Origin of the sequence: Streptococcus sp. E17BB (genome assembly GCF_041807725.1) — a bacterium.
GTDB lineage: Bacteria > Bacillota > Bacilli > Lactobacillales > Streptococcaceae > Streptococcus > Streptococcus entericus.
In genome coordinates this window covers 1-14,960 of sequence record NZ_JBGTZC010000003.1, presented here as the reverse complement: position 1 = coordinate 14,960, position 14,960 = coordinate 1, and the positions used below count along the sequence as shown (strand labels likewise).

The window sequence follows — 14,960 nt, the reverse complement described above, 5'->3', positions numbered from 1 at the left end:
GGGTATAATAATAGTATCAAGAAACAAAGGGGTGTCATTATGCTACTACAAGTTAATCATTTGGAGAAGGTTTTTAAGACCCGATTTTCAAAAACGGAAGTTCGTGCCCTGCAAGATGTGGATTTTGCGGTTGAGGAGGGTGAGTTTATCTCCATCATGGGGGAGAGCGGGTCTGGGAAGACGACCTTGCTCAATATTCTAGCGACCTTGGACAAGCCAAGCAAGGGGCAGGTGGTGCTGAATGGTCAAGACATCACGCAGATTAAGGACAGCAAGCTCTCCGAGTTTCGCTTGAACAATCTGGGCTTTGTCTTCCAAGATTTTAACCTCCTGGACACCCTGTCGGTGCGGGACAACATTTATCTGCCGCTGGTGCTTAGTCGGACAGCGGTCAAGGAGATGGAGAGTCGACTCTCTCCCCTTGCTCCTAAGCTCCGCATCGCAGACCTTCTGGACAAGCGTCCTTTTGAACTGTCCGGTGGGCAGAAGCAGCGGGTGGCGATTGCAAGAAGTTTGATTACCCGTCCACAGCTGATTTTAGCGGACGAGCCGACTGCGGCGTTGGACTACCGCAATTCGGAAGACCTGCTCAATCTCTTTGAAGCCATCAACCGTGATGGGCAAACCATCCTCATGGTGACCCACTCCGCCAAGGCTGCCAGCCACGCCAAGCGGGTACTCTTTATCAAGGACGGCAGGATCTTCCATCAGATTTACCGAGGGCAACGCAGCAATGATGACTTTGCCAAGGACATCTCCCTCTCCATGTCAGCCCTCTTAGGAGGTGACTGAGATGTTTTATCTAAAATTAGCGCTCAATAACATCAAAAATGCTAAAGAAGCCTTTGGTCCATTTATCCTAGCTAGTCTAGTCCTCTACTTGCTTAATGGGTCAACGTTACTGGTGCTATTTAGTCCGATAGTGAAGACCATGCGTCAAGGCACCATCACATTGGCTTTAGCAACAATTGTTCTTAGCTTTTTTTCCGTCATTGTTGCCATTTATAGTTTTAATGTTCTCCTCAAGCAACGTAGTCGTGAGTTCGGACTCTATAACATGTTGGGCATGAACAAGAGACAGATTGGTCTTGTCGCTAGTTTGGAGCTGGTTGCCATCCTGCTCATTGTCCTAGGCCTTGGGAGCCTGTTGAGCAGTGGTTTTGCCCATGTGTTTTACCTCATCTTTATCCACCTGGTCAGAGGAAACCATCTTGATTTCAGCCTTTCACCGCTGGGTTTTCTGGCCAACAGCATGATTTTTTCAGGGATTTTTGCCCTATTGATGCTGATCGGGTGGAGTAGGGTCAGGTCCTCCTCACCCTTAGTGCTTTTTCAGACAGCAGAAAGTGGTGAACGTGAGCCCAAGGGCAATGCTTTTTTAGCCTTGCTCAGTCTGCTAGCCCTAGGTGGTGGGTATACCTTGTCTTTAACTTCTCATCAAGCGGAAGGGCTCTTGCTGCTTGGTCGCTTTTTTATCGCTGTGATCTTAGTCATCATCGGTACCTACCTCTTTTACATGTCTTTTATCGCTTGGTTTTTGAAACATCGCCGAGCTAATAAGACTTATTTCTACCAGCCCGAGCACTTCATCACGACTAGTCAGATGATTTTCCGCATGAAACAACATGCGACAGGGTTAGCCAATATTACCATGCTGGCCATCATGTCCTTTGTGACCATTGCCACCACAGTAGCCCTCCACACAGGCATGATAAGCAATCTGGATCGTCTCTACATCGATGACACCAATACTCAAATACGTTTCGTCGCTGAAGAGGAGGGACAAGGGCGAGCTGATTTTCAAAAGTATGTGCTGGATAAACTGCCAGAGCACAAGCCCTACATTGACTATCAAGTGACCATGTTTCCTGTTCAGCTAGGGCAGGGGCGGCAGTTTGTGGCGACAGCGGATGCGAGGTCAAACGGAGATGGCTTGGGTTTATCCTATCTCTATGTGGTTAGCTTAGAAGATTTTCGCAAGTTTGGTAATGAGGTCGCCGACTTGGCACCTGGTCAAGCCTATTTTTACCTGCCAAACGGCGCCAATCAGCTGGATAGTTTTGAGTTTCTGGGGTATTATCTGACGATTAAGGATAACCTTAAAACAGCTCGCTATTCTGACCTGCTTAACACCGTCTCATCGGTTCTGCTTGTAGTGGAAAATGCTCAGGTACGTGATGCTCTTTATCAAGCCCATACGAGTTTGAAGAATCCACCAATTCCCTTTGATTCGCGTTATCAGGTCTTTATGACCCTGACAGAAGAAGAGTTGCAAGAGCTGAAGACGAGCAATGCTGAGCTGCTTTCCCCTGATGGCGAACTCATCGCAACTGTCTTGACGAGGAAAGATTTTGACGAGGTGGCAATCGGATTTACGGGTGGTTTCCTCTTTGTCGGTTTTCTCTTAGGCATCGCCTTTCTGCTTGGAGCTGCCCTGATTATTTACTACAAACAGTATAGCGAAGGGCACGAAGATAAGCGTTCTTATCGGATTTTACAGGAAGTTGGGATGTCTCGTCAAGACGTCAAAGGCACCATCAACTCTCAAGTTCTGACGGTCTTCTTTATGCCCTTGGTCATTGCTGTGCTTCATTTCTTACTAGCTCTGACCATGCTGAAACAGATGTTGGCACTTTTCGCTGTTCATTCGTCCGTGTTAATTTATACCGTCAGTGGGCTCGTTATCTTAGGTGTTATCGTGTTCTACTTTGCCATTTATAAACTGACCAGTAGAACCTATTACCGTATGATTGAAAGGTAACTGTTATGACCATTTCTTATCACGACCGTTTACGGGACTGTCGATGCTTATTTGCTCTTAGGAGGTGATTAAGGTGTTTTACTTAAAATTAGCAGTCAACAATATCAAAAATTCTCTCACTATCTACGCCCCCTTTTTACTGGCGAGTTTAGTGCTCTATACCCTGACTGGGTCAACGCTCCTCGTCCAGTTTAGTCCTGTAGTGAGGCAAATGAAGCATGGGACAACGGCAATGAGCCTAGCTATCACTATCTTGATGCTGTTCTCCATCATCATGTCCATTTACAGCTTCAACTTTCTCATCAAGCAACGGACGCGGGAGTTCGGGCTCTACAATATGCTAGGCATGCGAAAGGGGCAAGTTGCCCTGATTGCTAGCTTGGAGCTGATTCTTACCGCCCTTGCCTTGGTTGGCCTCGGTTCTCTGGTCAGCCTTGGGTTTTCAAATCTTTTTTACCTCTTATTTGCCAACATCACCCACTATAACCAGTTGCAGTTCCAACCGGGCTGGGCAGGGCTGGTTATCAATGCCCTCTTATTCCTTGGGATTTTTGGACTCTTGATGATTCTGTCTTGGATCAAGGTTGGCAAAACCTCTCCTCTGGTGCTCTTTCGCTCCAGCGAGGCTGGGGAGCGTGAACCTCGTGGCAATATCCTGCTGGCTCTCTTGAGTGTTCTCGCTCTGGGAGGTGGTTACGCCCTGTCTTTGACCTCTAGTAAGGTTGCGGCTCTAGCGGTTCTCTTTCGTTTCTTTGTGGCGGTGATCTTGGTCATCATCGGAACCTATCTCTTTTACATGGCCTTTGTGGCCTGGTTCCTCAAGCGCCGCCGTGCTAACAAGGCTTATTTCTACCAGCCTGAGCATTTTGTCAGCACTAGCCAGATGCTCTTTCGGATTAAACAACATGCGGTTGGGCTAGCTAATATTACCCTTTTAGCGGTCATGTCCTTTGTGGCAATCGCAACGACCAGTTCTCTCTACGGGTCAGCGACTGGTCAGGTTAACCGCCTCTTTCCACGCAGTGCGACGGTGACTCTATCGGGAAATAGCAGAGCAGAGGTCGAAACCGCCTATCAGACGCAGGTTGTTGACCAGCTCGGCCATGCCCCCAAAAACGCTACCCCTTATATGACCAGCCTCATCGGTGTTAACGTAGGGGCAGATAAACACTGGCAGGTGGATACCGAAACCGTTCAAAACAAGAATGTTAACGTTGCCCAGTTGTCCTTTGTGGTGCTGATGAACCAGGATGACTTTCGGGCTCTGGGCAATGACCTGCCTCAGCTCAAGAGTGGAGAAACCGCCTTTTGGCTTCAGAGGGAAGAAAGCCAGATTGAAACCATTGACTTTTTTGGGCGTTCCTACCGCAATGTTAAGAATTTCAAAGACGTGACGGTTCCTGTGACGGTTAACCTCTATAGTGCTGCTGTCTGGGTCTTTAGCAGTGATGAGGAGATGATGGATGCCCTGAATGCCTTTAACAGCGGCGGTGGTTTCCAAGTCGGTGGTGGCGAGTGGCTAGTAACCTACCCTGTTCATCTGGACTTGAATGCGGAAGAAGTAGCAACCCTAGCTGCAAACTCAGAACTTGATTTACAGAGTAAAGAGGAGCATTTGTCCATGCTGCTGGCTGAAATGGGAGGCTTTGTCTTCACAGGCTTCCTCCTTGGCACGGCCTTCTTAGCAGGCGCTGCCTTGATCATCTACTACAAACAGTACAGCGAGGGTGTCGAGGACAAGAAATCCTATAAAATCCTACAAGAGGTTGGCATGAGTAAGGCTGCCGTCAAAAAGACCATCAATTCGCAGGTTTTAGCCGTCTTTTTCATGCCGATTGTGATGGCGATTATCCATTTCTTGGTCGCCTTAACCATGATTAAACAGATGCTCTTGCTCTTTGGAGTAACCGATACGGTGATCGTTTATCAGATTAGCGGTCTAGCCATTCTTGTGATTCTAGTGATTTACTTTGCCATCTATAAGCTGACCAGCAGGGTCTACTATGGCATGATTGAGAGGTAAATCGTGAGAAAAGTTTTTTTGGGAATCCTTGGAACACTTGTTATCCTTGCTACGGTGGGGTTGGGCATGTTAGCCTACTTCGCTTCGGACCTCGTTACAACATCTATCTACTACCACCGAGTCCAACAAGCTATGGTTTAGCAGGTTTGGAGCAGATCGATCGCCTAGGGCTTTATGCTAGAGGTAAGGAGTGGCAGGCGATAAAAGCAGAGACTGCGGACCAGCTAAAAACCAGTACCTCCTACGAGGAGAGTTTAGCTCTGCTCCAGCCTGCCCTTGCTATCGCAGGAGGTAAGCACAGCTTTATTCTGAAATAGGAAAAGGTCAGTCAGTCGAGCTCTGTTATGCCCAGCAGTCAAGTCTTGTCAGGGGATATTCTCTATCTCAAATTACCAGAATGGGTCAGCCTTGATCCCATAAGTTCTCAAGAGTACGCTAAAACCGTGCGTGATGCCTTAGCGGCACAAGACTATCAGGGACTGATTCTTGATTTGCGGGACAATGGTGGTGGTGACATGAGCCCTATGTTGTTGGGGCTGTCGCCAGTTTTGCCAGATGGTCAGCTCTTTAGCTTTGAAGACCGGGATGGGCAACGTCAGTCCATCAACTTAGCGGGCAATCGTCTCAGCAACGGACAGGCCTTTGACTTCGGTCAGGTCAAGAAGCTTGATGTGCCCATTGCAGTTCTGATAAACGAAAGGACAGGCAGTTCTGGTGAGATTACAGCCATGAGTTTTCAGGGTCTGGACAGGGCACGCTTTTTCGGTCAAGCCACAGCTGGCTATACCACAGGCAATTTACCCGTCTATCTCTATGATGGGGCCAGTCTGGTTATCACGACCAGTAAATTGGTCAACCGCAAAGGGCAAACCTATGACAACACCCCTATCCAGCCTGATGTCCTGACCGAGCAGGCGCAAGAAAAAGCTATTACTTGGCTACAAGGAGAAAAGGAGTAAGGACAGTAAAAAGTGGCTTCTAGCCACTTTTTCAGCTATAATAAACTTATGACACAATCTAAACTTTACATTATCGAAGACGATGCGACCATTGTTGGTCTGCTAAAAAAGCATTTTAGCCAATCTTATCAGGTGCAGGAGGTGCAAGATTTCCGAGATGTTCTGACGGAGTTGACAGCTTTTTCGCCTGATTTGATTTTGATGGATATCGGTCTGCCTTATTTTAATGGGTTCTACTGGACGGAGCGGATTCGACAGACCATGACTGTACCGATCATTTTTATCTCCAGTAAGGACGATGAGGTCAGTGCGGTAACCGCCATGACGACTGGGGCGGATGATTTTATCAGCAAGCCCTTTTCGCTAGCGGTTTTGGAGGCCAAGTTGGCCGCTGTCCTGCGCCGTGTTCAGCAATTTGACAGCGGTCATCGGCAGTTTGAGGGCTTCACGCTCAGCCTCGACGGGCTCCTCACCAGTCCCACAGGGCAGATCCAGCTCAGTCCGACCGAGACCAAGATCCTAGATCTGCTATTTGAAAAAGCCCACCAAACCGTGACCAAAGAGGCCCTGCTAGACAAACTGTGGGAGGGCGGCGACTTTATCGACCAGAATACGCTTAGTGTCAACATGACCCGCTTGCGCAAGAAGTTGCGTGACGTGGACTTTGACCGTATCGTCACCATCCGTGGGGAGGGCTACCGCCTATGCTGAGAGACTTTTTTCGTGAATACCGCTGGCTCTACCTGACCGTCGGCCTCACCATTGCTCTCTTTCTCGGTCAGTTCTCCCTTTACGGCCTGCCCATGAGCTATTTTCTCTTTAGCCTCTGGTTGGTGCTGCTCATTTTGGCTGGTCTTAGCACCTTTCTTTTCCTGTCTTTTCGGCGGAAAATGCTGGCGCTGGCGCACTATGATCGAGAGATCTTGCAGGATTTATCAGAGCCTAGTGAGCGCGCCTTTCTCACCCTCTTAGCAGAGCAGGCTCAAACCTATGAGGAGGAGCAGAGTCAGCTGACCCAAAGGGATACCCAGCGACAAGCCATCATCAAGATGTGGTCCCATCAGATGAAAATCCCCCTGTCAGCTCTGTCTCTCATGGTACAGACTGACCAGCTTAACCCACAAGATGTCCAACTTCATCTCCACCACTTGGACACCTATCTGGCTAACTTGCTTAACTACCTCAAGCTAAGCAAGCAACAACTAGATTTTCGTTTTGCTCGTGTCGATGTGAGACAAGTGATAGTTGATTTGGTTAAGGCCTATCGGGTTCAGTTCCTTAGTCAGGAGATTTGCGTGGCCATCGAGGGAGACTGGCAGCTCGACACGGATAAAAAATGGTTCAGCTTTGCCATTGAACAGCTCCTCAGCAACGCCCTCAAGTACAACAAACCAGGCGGTGCTGTTACTATCAGCCTGTCAGAAAAAGGGCTGGTTATCAGCGATACGGGCTTGGGAATTCTGCCAGAAGACCTACCACGCCTAGGGCAGGAGGGCTTCACAGGCTACAATGGTCATGAGTACCAAAAGGCGACAGGCTTCGGACTTTACATGACCAAGACCATCCTGACCCAGCTGGAGCTTGAGCTGACGATTACCAGCCAAGTCGGCGAGGGAACCGTTGTGACAATTAGTAAATCCTAAGATTTTGGAAATAATTTTATACATAATTTAATTTATGTAAATTTCCGAGATTAAAAACAAATAGTGATAAAAAACTGCTTGCAACTGTGATGGTTAGAGGCAGTTTTTTGCTCAGTTGATAGGCTGATGTGCCTCATCTTGGTTTTTCAGTCAACTTGTGCTATACTAAACCTATGCTGTCAGGAATTATTAACTTAAAAAAAGAGGCTGGGATGACCAGCCATGACGCGGTCTTTAAGCTCCGCAAGATTCTGCATGAAAAGAAAATCGGTCACGGTGGAACGCTTGACCCAGATGTGGTCGGAGTGCTTCCAATCGCAGTTGGTAAGGCGACCCGTGTTATCGAGTACATGACGGATTCTGGTAAGGTTTACGAGGGTGAGATTACTCTGGGCTACTCAACCACGACAGAGGATGCGAGTGGTAGCATCCTTGAACGAACCCCTGTTCCAATAGATGTGACTGAAGTCGTCATCGACCAAGCCATGGCGAGTTTCATCGGACAAATCACCCAGATACCACCTATGTATTCGGCAGTCAAGGTCAATGGACGCAAGCTCTATGAGTACGCTAGGGCAGGTGAAGCTGTTGAGCGTCCCAAGCGCCAGGTGACCATTACTGACTTTAAGCGAACTAGCCCCTTGCTCAGTGACGGTGACTGCCTAAGGTTTAATTTTCGTGTCGCCTGTAGCAAGGGAACCTATGTCCGCACACTAGCAGTTGACCTAGGCGCAAAACTAGGTTTGGCGAGCCACATGTCCGCCCTTTGCCGCACAGCTTCTGCAGGTCTTGACCTATCGTCCGCTCAGTCTCTTGGAGAAATAGCAGAGCTGGTTGAGCGAGGAGATTGGTCATTTTTGTTACCAATCGAGTACGGGGTTTTAGATTTACCACGTCATGACGTCACTGACGAAGAGGCGGCAGAACTCTCCCACGGTCGTTTTGTCCAGTTAGAACGGACAGAAGACCTATTAGCGGCCTTTCACGATAACCAGGTTCTGGCCATACTTGAACGACGGCATGGCATCTATAAACCTAAAAAAGTGCTACTTTGACAACTGGTCTGATGAGCTAAGGTGTAACATGTCGATGACTTACTGAATTCTTTTGAGTAATGGCTTCTCTTAACCTGATTAACACTCATGTTTTGATGAAATATTTAATAAATGAACAAGAGGTTGGCATGTTTTTCCAACCTCTTGTTCTGTCAGTTGATAAACGAAAATAACTTTCAGAAAATCACAGTTTTCTATGCCAAACCATCTTGATTTATGGTAGAATAGTGATAGTGTAAAAAGAAGAGGATGATATGAACAAACAGAGACACCATCGCAAAACGAAACCCCTTGGGCTGATTATTGCCAACCGCTTGAACAGCCTCTTTTTTTTGGTGGTTTTCTTGATGACAGTGCTCTTGGCCAGACTGGTGGATATGCAGTTAATCAACAAAGCTTTTTACCTTGAAAAGTTAGACCGAACCCAGGTTTATACGGTAAAAACATCTCATCCACGCGGTCAGATTTTTGATGCTAAAGGCCGTCCTCTGGTGCAAAATAATATCAAAGAAGTTGTTGCCTTTACCCGTACTAATAGTCAAACGGCAGCTGAACTTAAGGCGTTAGCAACGCAACTCGCACAGTTGGTGACGGTGACAGACACAACTGTAACGCGCAGGGACAAAGTTGATTATTATTTTGCGACCCAGGACAACTACCGTCAGGTGGTAGAAGGTTTACCAGAAGACCAGCGCTATGACAAGTACGGCAATCGCTTAAAAGAAGCGACCGTCTACCAGTATGCTGTTGACGCAGTGACAGATGAGCAGATTGATTTTTCAGCAGACGAATTAACTATCGTATCGCTTTTCAGCCAAATGAATGCGACACCTGCCTTTGACACGGTTTCTCTCCGAACAGGCGACCTGTCTGCGGAGCAGATTGCGCAGATTTCAGCTGACAAGTCGTTGGATGGATTGTCTATTCGAGCTGACTGGGATAGGCAACCCACTTCAAATAGTTTGACTCCACTATTGGGGCAGGTCTCTAGTCGACAGACTGGTTTGCCTGCGGAAGAAGCCAAAAGCTATCTGGAAAAAGGCTACTCACTCAATGATCGTGTCGGCACCAGCTATTTGGAAAAATACTATGAGCCTGAACTTCAGGGAACCAAAACCAACAGAACAATTAAGCTGGACAAAGACAACACTATTGTATCAGATGAACTCACTCAAGTTGGGGAGCCAGGAAAAAACCTCAAGCTAACGGTTGACTTAGCCTTTCAAGAAGGGGTTGAAAAAATCCTTGAGCAATCCTTTCAAGCGCAACTCACATCAGGGACGGCAATCCATTCAGAAGGGATGTATGCTGTTGCACTGAACCCGCAAACGGGTGCTATTCTTGCTATGGCCGGTATTGAACACGATACCGAAACAGGTCAGGTCACAAAAGATGCCCTAGGCACCATTACGAAAGTCTTTACACCAGGTTCGGTTGTCAAAGGATCGGTGCTTGCTGCGGGCTGGCAAAATGGCGTGATTGCAGGTAATCAAGTTCTGACAGACCAGCCTATTCAGCTAGCTGCATCAAAACCAATTACCTCTTGGTTTACGAGCAGTGTCGGCAGTATGCCTCTTTCTGCGATTCAGGCTCTAGAATACTCGTCAAACACCTATATGGTACAGATCGCACTCAAATTGATGGGTCAAGATTATGTGCCAGCTATGCTATTGCCCCAAACCTACGAGGTCGCTATGGCTAAACTTCGTGAGACTTTTGCGCAATTTGGCATGGGGACAGCGACAGGTGTTGATTTGGTTGGTGAATCAACAGGCTATGTCCCAGAAGATTATGACCCTGCTAATGTATTGACAGAAAGTTTTGGGCAGTTTGATAACTACACCCCTTTGCAGCTAGCTCAGTATGTCTCGACGGTTGCCAACGGTGGGCGCCGCATCGCACCTCACCTCGTTGAAGGCTTATATAGCAGTCAAGACCCTACACAGTTAGGTGACTTAGTACAAGCTATTGAACCTCAGGTCTTAAATACCATTGCGATTAGCGATGAGGAACTAGGCATTATCCAGTCGGGCTTCTATCAAGTGGTTCACGGCAATGCCGCTTTTACAACAGGTGGTGAACTAAGTCGCGGGACATCAGCAGATATTGCGGCTAAGACTGGTACAGCTGAAACCTTTGTCACCAAAAACGGTCAGACGATTAACACCTATAATTTTAATGTCATTGCCTACACCCCAAGCAGTGAGCCAGAGTTTGCTGTGGCAGTTGTCTACCCCCACAGTACAGAGACAAATTCTCTAGTCAGCCTAAGGGCTGCAAAAGAGATTATCAATCTCTATGAAAGCATGAAGTAAAGGAGTACCTGTGTTATATCCTACGCCAATAGCCAAGTTGATTGACAGTTTTTCAAAGTTGCCGGGGATTGGCATCAAAACAGCGACCCGTTTAGCTTTTTACACCTTGTCCATGTCGGATGAGGATGTCAACGAATTTGCTAAAAATCTCCTATCTGCTAAACGGGAACTGGCTTATTGCTCTGTTTGTGGCAATCTGACAGATGACGACCCCTGTGCCATCTGTCAGGACGAGACTAGAGATTCATCGCTTATCCTCGTTGTTGAGGAGAGTAAGGATGTGTCTGCTATGGAAAAAATCCAAGAATACCGTGGACTTTACCATGTCCTGCATGGGTTAATTTCCCCCATGAATGGGATTGGTCCTGATGACATCAATCTCAAGTCCCTTATCAGTCGCCTGATGGACAGTCAGGTAGAAGAAATCATTATTGCGACCAATGCGACGGCAGATGGCGAAGCGACAGCCATGTACTTGTCCCGTATCTTGAAACCAGCAGGTCTCAAAGTCACTCGTCTGGCAAGAGGACTTGCTGTTGGTAGTGACATTGAGTACGCCGACGAGCTGACTTTGCTCAAAGCCATTGAAAATCGGACAGAAGTGTAAGGAGCTGTCTTCCAATAGCTATACCGAAAAAAAAGAAATGAGGAAATCATATGTCAAAACAAGTGCTAATTTTACTGTACGGTGGGCGGTCAGCGGAGCGTGAGGTGTCTGTCCTGTCGGCAGAGAGTATCATGCGGGCGGTCAACTATGACAAATTTGTGGTGAAGACGTATTTTATCAGTCAAGCAGGTGATTTTATCAAGACGCAGGAGTTTACGACGACGCCATCTGCTGAAGAGAAGCTGATGACCAATGCGACCATGGGCGACAGCTCTGCTATTGCTCCAAGCAGTATCTACGAGGAGGGGGCGGTGGTCTTTCCTGCTCTGCACGGCCCGATGGGTGAGGACGGTTCTATTCAAGGCTTCCTTGAAGTTTTGCGCCTGCCTTATGTGGGAACCAATATCTTGTCGTCTAGTGTCGCTATGGACAAGATCACGACCAAGCATGTGCTGGCCACAGCAGGTATTCCACAGGTGGCCTTTGTGGCGGTCATTGAGGGGCAGGAGCTGGAGGCCAAGATTGCTGAAATTGAGGCGAACCTGACCTATCCTGTCTTTGTTAAGCCTGCCAATATGGGCTCATCCGTCGGGATTTCAAAGGCAGATGACCAAGCTGGTCTGCGTAAAGCTTTGGAACTGGCTTTCCAGTACGACAGCCGTGTGCTGGTTGAGCAAGGCGTTGTGGCACGGGAAATTGAGGTCGGTCTCTTGGGTAATGCGGATGTGAAAACAACCGAAGCAGGTGAAGTGGTGAAGGATGTGGCCTTCTACGATTACGAGGCCAAGTACATTGACAACAGAATTACCATGGCGATTCCAGCGGACATTCCAGCAGATGTCATGGCGACCATGCGCGACTACGCTGCCCAAGCTTTTCGTGCCATCGGCGGTTGTGGGCTATCACGTTGTGATTTCTTCCTGACAGAAGATGGCGCCATCTACCTCAATGAGCTCAACACCATGCCAGGCTTTACCCAATTCTCCATGTTCCCGCTCTTGTGGGACAACATGGGGCTAAAGTACCCAGATTTGATTGAAGAATTGGTACGACTAGCCAAAGAGATGTTTTACAATCGTGAAGGGCACTTATTATAAGTAAAGGAAGAGAGGTGGGTACAAAAGTCCTTGCCTCTCCATTTGCTTTTGAGTGCTTCAAGGCGTGGCGGGAAATAGTGAGAGTGGGACAAAAATCGGTAATTCGTCAGAATTCGATGAGTTTGTTAGCCCACCTCCGCACAGTTGAGTAGGTCTGAAAAAGCTGATGAAATAAGCGAATTAGAGCCCACTCAATCACTGCGCCTTGCTTGAAAATTAAAAATCACTTGAAAGGTTAGGATTTTTGTCCCACTCTCTTTTTGTGGTATAATGGTAAAATAATTTGCTTTTTCAGATAAGATATCAAGGAATAGAAACGGATGGAGGAAAGATGTTTTTAGCAATCGAAGAAATGAAGCAAAATAAGCTACGCTATGGCTTGATATTGGGGCTCTTGGTTTTGGTAGCCTATCTGGTCTTTTTCCTGACAGGATTGGCTTACGGTCTGATGCAGCAGAACCGAGCAGCCGTTGACAAATGGCAGGCGGACACGATTTTTCTGTCAACAGAGGCGAATAAATTACTGGCACCATCAATAATTGATGAGGCATTAGTGGACCAAGTTAAAGCCGAAGAGAAGGCCTCACTCTTTTTCCGGTCGGGTGTTGCCTGGGCAGAAAACAATCAAGTCAGCAATGAAGATAAGGAGCGGGTAGCCGTTTTTGGTGTCGATGCATCAACTTTTTTGATGCCTTCTATTATTGAGGGGCGGGGATTTGAAAAGGAAAATGAGGCAGTCGTTGCCCTGGAATTGCTAGAGGAGCTGGGCTTGTCGATTGGTGATCAGTTAGCCTTGGGCGAGAGCGAAAAAGAGTTGACCGTCGTGGGAACGACAAATCGCGCTACCTACAGTGTGGCGCCTGTGCTCTATCTCTCTCAAGAAACGTTTAAAAATATTTACCAGAAGGGGCAACCGATGAACCTAGCCAGTGCGATTGTGGTCAGGGGAGAAGTGACCAGCTATCCTGAGGATAGTCTTGAACAGCTTGACATACCAGCGTTTATTGATAAGCTCCCAGGATACACGGCACAGAACTTGACCTTTGCCTTTATGATTGGGTTTTTGGTGGTTATTGCAGCAGTCGTTATCGGCATTTTTATCTTTGTCTTGACAACGCAAAAGGCAGCGATTTTTGGACTGATGAAGATTCAAGGCTTGTCAACGCCTTATATCGCAAGCTCTGTACTAGGGCAAACCTTGATCTTGGCTGGTTTAGGAACAGGTATTGGACTTGGATTAACTCTTCTGTCTTCCTTAGTTTTACCCTCAGCGGTTCCTTTTGAGCATAACTGGCTCTTTTACAGCGGCATTTCAGGGGGCTTGATTCTCTTTGCTCTGCTAGGGGCACTCTTCTCGGTCGGTGCTATCGTTAAGGTGGATCCGCTGGAGCATATTGGGTAGGAGGTTGACATGACTATTTTAAGATTAACAGCCGTTAGTAAAGGTTTTCAGGATGGTGATAGCACCATTGAGGCACTAAAACCAACAGACTTTGACATAGCTGCAGGAGAGTTTATCGCTATTATTGGTCCGTCTGGCTCTGGCAAAAGTACTCTATTAACCTTAGCTGGAGGGTTGCAAACACCAACAGCTGGTCAAATCTTAATCAACGGAACAGATTACTCCCAGCTTCCTGAAAAGGAGCGGGCTCGCTTACGTTTTCAAGATATCGGCTTTGTCCTTCAATCGTCCAACCTCATTCCTTTTCTATCAGTGGAGAAGCAGTTGGATTTGGTTGATCGGATAAATGGCAGAGCTGACAAAAAGAGACAGCTTGAGTTACTTGAGGAGCTAGGGATTGAGCACTTGGTTAAAAAGTTTCCCAAAGAGCTCTCAGGCGGCCAGCGGCAGCGAGTTGCCATTGCACGCGCGCTCTACAATGACCCAGCTCTGCTATTAGCAGACGAACCGACAGCCAGCCTCGATACTGACCGAGCCGTTGAGGTTGTTGAACTACTGGCTAAAGAGTGCAAGGAACGTCAAAAAGCGGTTATCATGGTAACCCACGATCATCGCATGACGACCTATTGCGATAAGGTTTATGAGATGCTTGATGGCGTCTTGCGTCAAGTTGAGAAAGACAAATCTTCAGTATTATAGTATAATAGAGAGTGCATGGCACTCTTTTTTGAGGAGGAGCTGAAAGAAGTTGAATTTTATCTGGTTTATCCTCACACGCCTGTTCCCGTTTCATTTGCTCGCGATTCTGCTAATGGGAATCGCTAGCTTTGAAGAGTGATCGTGGAGGTGACAGCACCCTGTCGTTTTGCTCGGTATGCTGTTATCGCACGCTTAGTTGCATCCTATTTGTTACCTTGGTTTTTATGGTCTGGTCTATTTAGTGATTGGGTATCTCATCAGCTTTTTAATGGGAAATGAAAAGGCACCCCTTTTCTGTACAATTTTTATAAAGTGTTTTTGTTAAGCGATAACTCGCTTAACCATAGGTGTTTGGTAATCGAGACTACCGTGAATGCGATGATGGTTCCACCAGTGGAC

Annotated in this window: 14 protein-coding genes; all 14 read left to right on the top strand. The window is 47.3% G+C overall.

Annotation, left to right across the window (positions count from 1 at the left end):
- Window positions 1–39 precede the first annotated feature (39 nt).
- The 14 genes from ACERC7_RS01010 to ACERC7_RS00945 all read left to right on the top strand — a co-directional run bounded on the left by ACERC7_RS01010 (window position 40) and on the right by ACERC7_RS00945 (window position 14,561).
- A complete protein-coding gene (locus ACERC7_RS01010; protein ID WP_373659360.1) occupies window positions 40–792 on the top strand; it encodes an ABC transporter ATP-binding protein in 753 nt (250 codons plus the stop codon).
- Window position 793: 1 nt separating this feature from the next.
- Window positions 794–2,761, top strand: a complete 1,968-nt coding sequence (locus ACERC7_RS01005) for an ABC transporter permease (protein ID WP_373665882.1) — start codon at window positions 794–796, stop codon at window positions 2,759–2,761.
- 73 nt (window positions 2,762–2,834) lie between these two features.
- On the top strand, window positions 2,835–4,784 hold the full coding sequence (locus tag ACERC7_RS01000) for an FtsX-like permease family protein (RefSeq protein ID WP_373665881.1): 1,950 nt from the start codon (window positions 2,835–2,837) through the stop codon (window positions 4,782–4,784).
- Between the two features lie 3 nt (window positions 4,785–4,787).
- Window positions 4,788–4,925 carry a hypothetical protein gene (locus ACERC7_RS00995; RefSeq protein ID WP_373665880.1) on the top strand — a complete coding sequence of 46 codons (138 nt, stop codon included), beginning with the start codon at window positions 4,788–4,790 and terminating at the stop codon, window positions 4,923–4,925.
- Window positions 4,926–4,930: 5 nt separating this feature from the next.
- Window positions 4,931–5,101, top strand: a complete 171-nt coding sequence (locus ACERC7_RS00990; protein ID WP_373665879.1) for a hypothetical protein — start codon at window positions 4,931–4,933, stop codon at window positions 5,099–5,101.
- Between the two features lie 27 nt (window positions 5,102–5,128).
- On the top strand, window positions 5,129–5,743 hold the full coding sequence (locus ACERC7_RS00985; RefSeq protein ID WP_373665878.1) for a S41 family peptidase: 615 nt from the start codon (window positions 5,129–5,131) through the stop codon (window positions 5,741–5,743).
- A gap of 48 nt (window positions 5,744–5,791) precedes the next feature.
- A complete protein-coding gene (locus tag ACERC7_RS00980; RefSeq protein ID WP_373665877.1) occupies window positions 5,792–6,454 on the top strand; it encodes a response regulator transcription factor in 663 nt (220 codons plus the stop codon).
- Window positions 6,448–7,386, top strand: coding sequence for a sensor histidine kinase (locus tag ACERC7_RS00975; protein ID WP_373665876.1), 939 nt, complete (start codon window positions 6,448–6,450; stop codon window positions 7,384–7,386). The genes ACERC7_RS00980 and ACERC7_RS00975 overlap by 7 nt, the downstream gene beginning before the upstream one ends.
- A gap of 173 nt (window positions 7,387–7,559) precedes the next feature.
- Window positions 7,560–8,441: a tRNA pseudouridine(55) synthase TruB gene (gene truB, locus ACERC7_RS00970; RefSeq protein ID WP_373659365.1), complete on the top strand. Its 882-nt coding sequence runs from the start codon at window positions 7,560–7,562 to the stop codon at window positions 8,439–8,441.
- Between the two features lie 254 nt (window positions 8,442–8,695).
- Window positions 8,696–10,756: a penicillin-binding protein PBP2B gene (gene pbp2b, locus ACERC7_RS00965; protein WP_373665875.1), complete on the top strand. Its 2,061-nt coding sequence runs from the start codon at window positions 8,696–8,698 to the stop codon at window positions 10,754–10,756.
- Between the two features lie 10 nt (window positions 10,757–10,766).
- Entirely contained in the window at window positions 10,767–11,363 is a 597-nt protein-coding gene (gene recR / locus ACERC7_RS00960) for a recombination mediator RecR (RefSeq protein WP_373659367.1), read from the top strand.
- 50 nt (window positions 11,364–11,413) lie between these two features.
- Window positions 11,414–12,460 (top strand): D-alanine--D-alanine ligase, encoded by a 1,047-nt coding sequence (locus tag ACERC7_RS00955; protein WP_373665874.1) that lies wholly within the window; start codon window positions 11,414–11,416, stop codon window positions 12,458–12,460.
- Window positions 12,461–12,791: 331 nt separating this feature from the next.
- Window positions 12,792–13,862 (top strand): FtsX-like permease family protein, encoded by a 1,071-nt coding sequence (locus ACERC7_RS00950; RefSeq protein ID WP_373665873.1) that lies wholly within the window; start codon window positions 12,792–12,794, stop codon window positions 13,860–13,862.
- 9 nt (window positions 13,863–13,871) lie between these two features.
- Window positions 13,872–14,561, top strand: coding sequence for an ABC transporter ATP-binding protein (locus ACERC7_RS00945; RefSeq protein ID WP_373665872.1), 690 nt, complete (start codon window positions 13,872–13,874; stop codon window positions 14,559–14,561).
- Window positions 14,562–14,960: the final 399 nt, after the last annotated feature.

Excerpts from the sequence above, each read along its gene's own strand:
- ACERC7_RS01010 (WP_373659360.1), top strand. The coding sequence starts at position 40 with ATGCTACTACAAGTTAATCATTTGGAGAAGGTTTTTAAGACCCGATTT.
- ACERC7_RS01005 (WP_373665882.1), top strand. The coding sequence starts at position 794 with ATGTTTTATCTAAAATTAGCGCTCAATAACATCAAAAATGCTAAAGAA.
- ACERC7_RS00985 (WP_373665878.1), top strand. The coding sequence starts at position 5,129 with ATGCCCAGCAGTCAAGTCTTGTCAGGGGATATTCTCTATCTCAAATTA.
- ACERC7_RS00980 (WP_373665877.1), top strand. The coding sequence starts at position 5,792 with ATGACACAATCTAAACTTTACATTATCGAAGACGATGCGACCATTGTT.
- ACERC7_RS00975 (WP_373665876.1), top strand. The coding sequence starts at position 6,448 with ATGCTGAGAGACTTTTTTCGTGAATACCGCTGGCTCTACCTGACCGTC.
- truB (WP_373659365.1), top strand. The coding sequence starts at position 7,560 with ATGCTGTCAGGAATTATTAACTTAAAAAAAGAGGCTGGGATGACCAGC.
- pbp2b (WP_373665875.1), top strand. The coding sequence starts at position 8,696 with ATGAACAAACAGAGACACCATCGCAAAACGAAACCCCTTGGGCTGATT.
- ACERC7_RS00955 (WP_373665874.1), top strand. The coding sequence starts at position 11,414 with ATGTCAAAACAAGTGCTAATTTTACTGTACGGTGGGCGGTCAGCGGAG.
- ACERC7_RS00950 (WP_373665873.1), top strand. The coding sequence starts at position 12,792 with ATGTTTTTAGCAATCGAAGAAATGAAGCAAAATAAGCTACGCTATGGC.
- ACERC7_RS00945 (WP_373665872.1), top strand. The coding sequence starts at position 13,872 with ATGACTATTTTAAGATTAACAGCCGTTAGTAAAGGTTTTCAGGATGGT.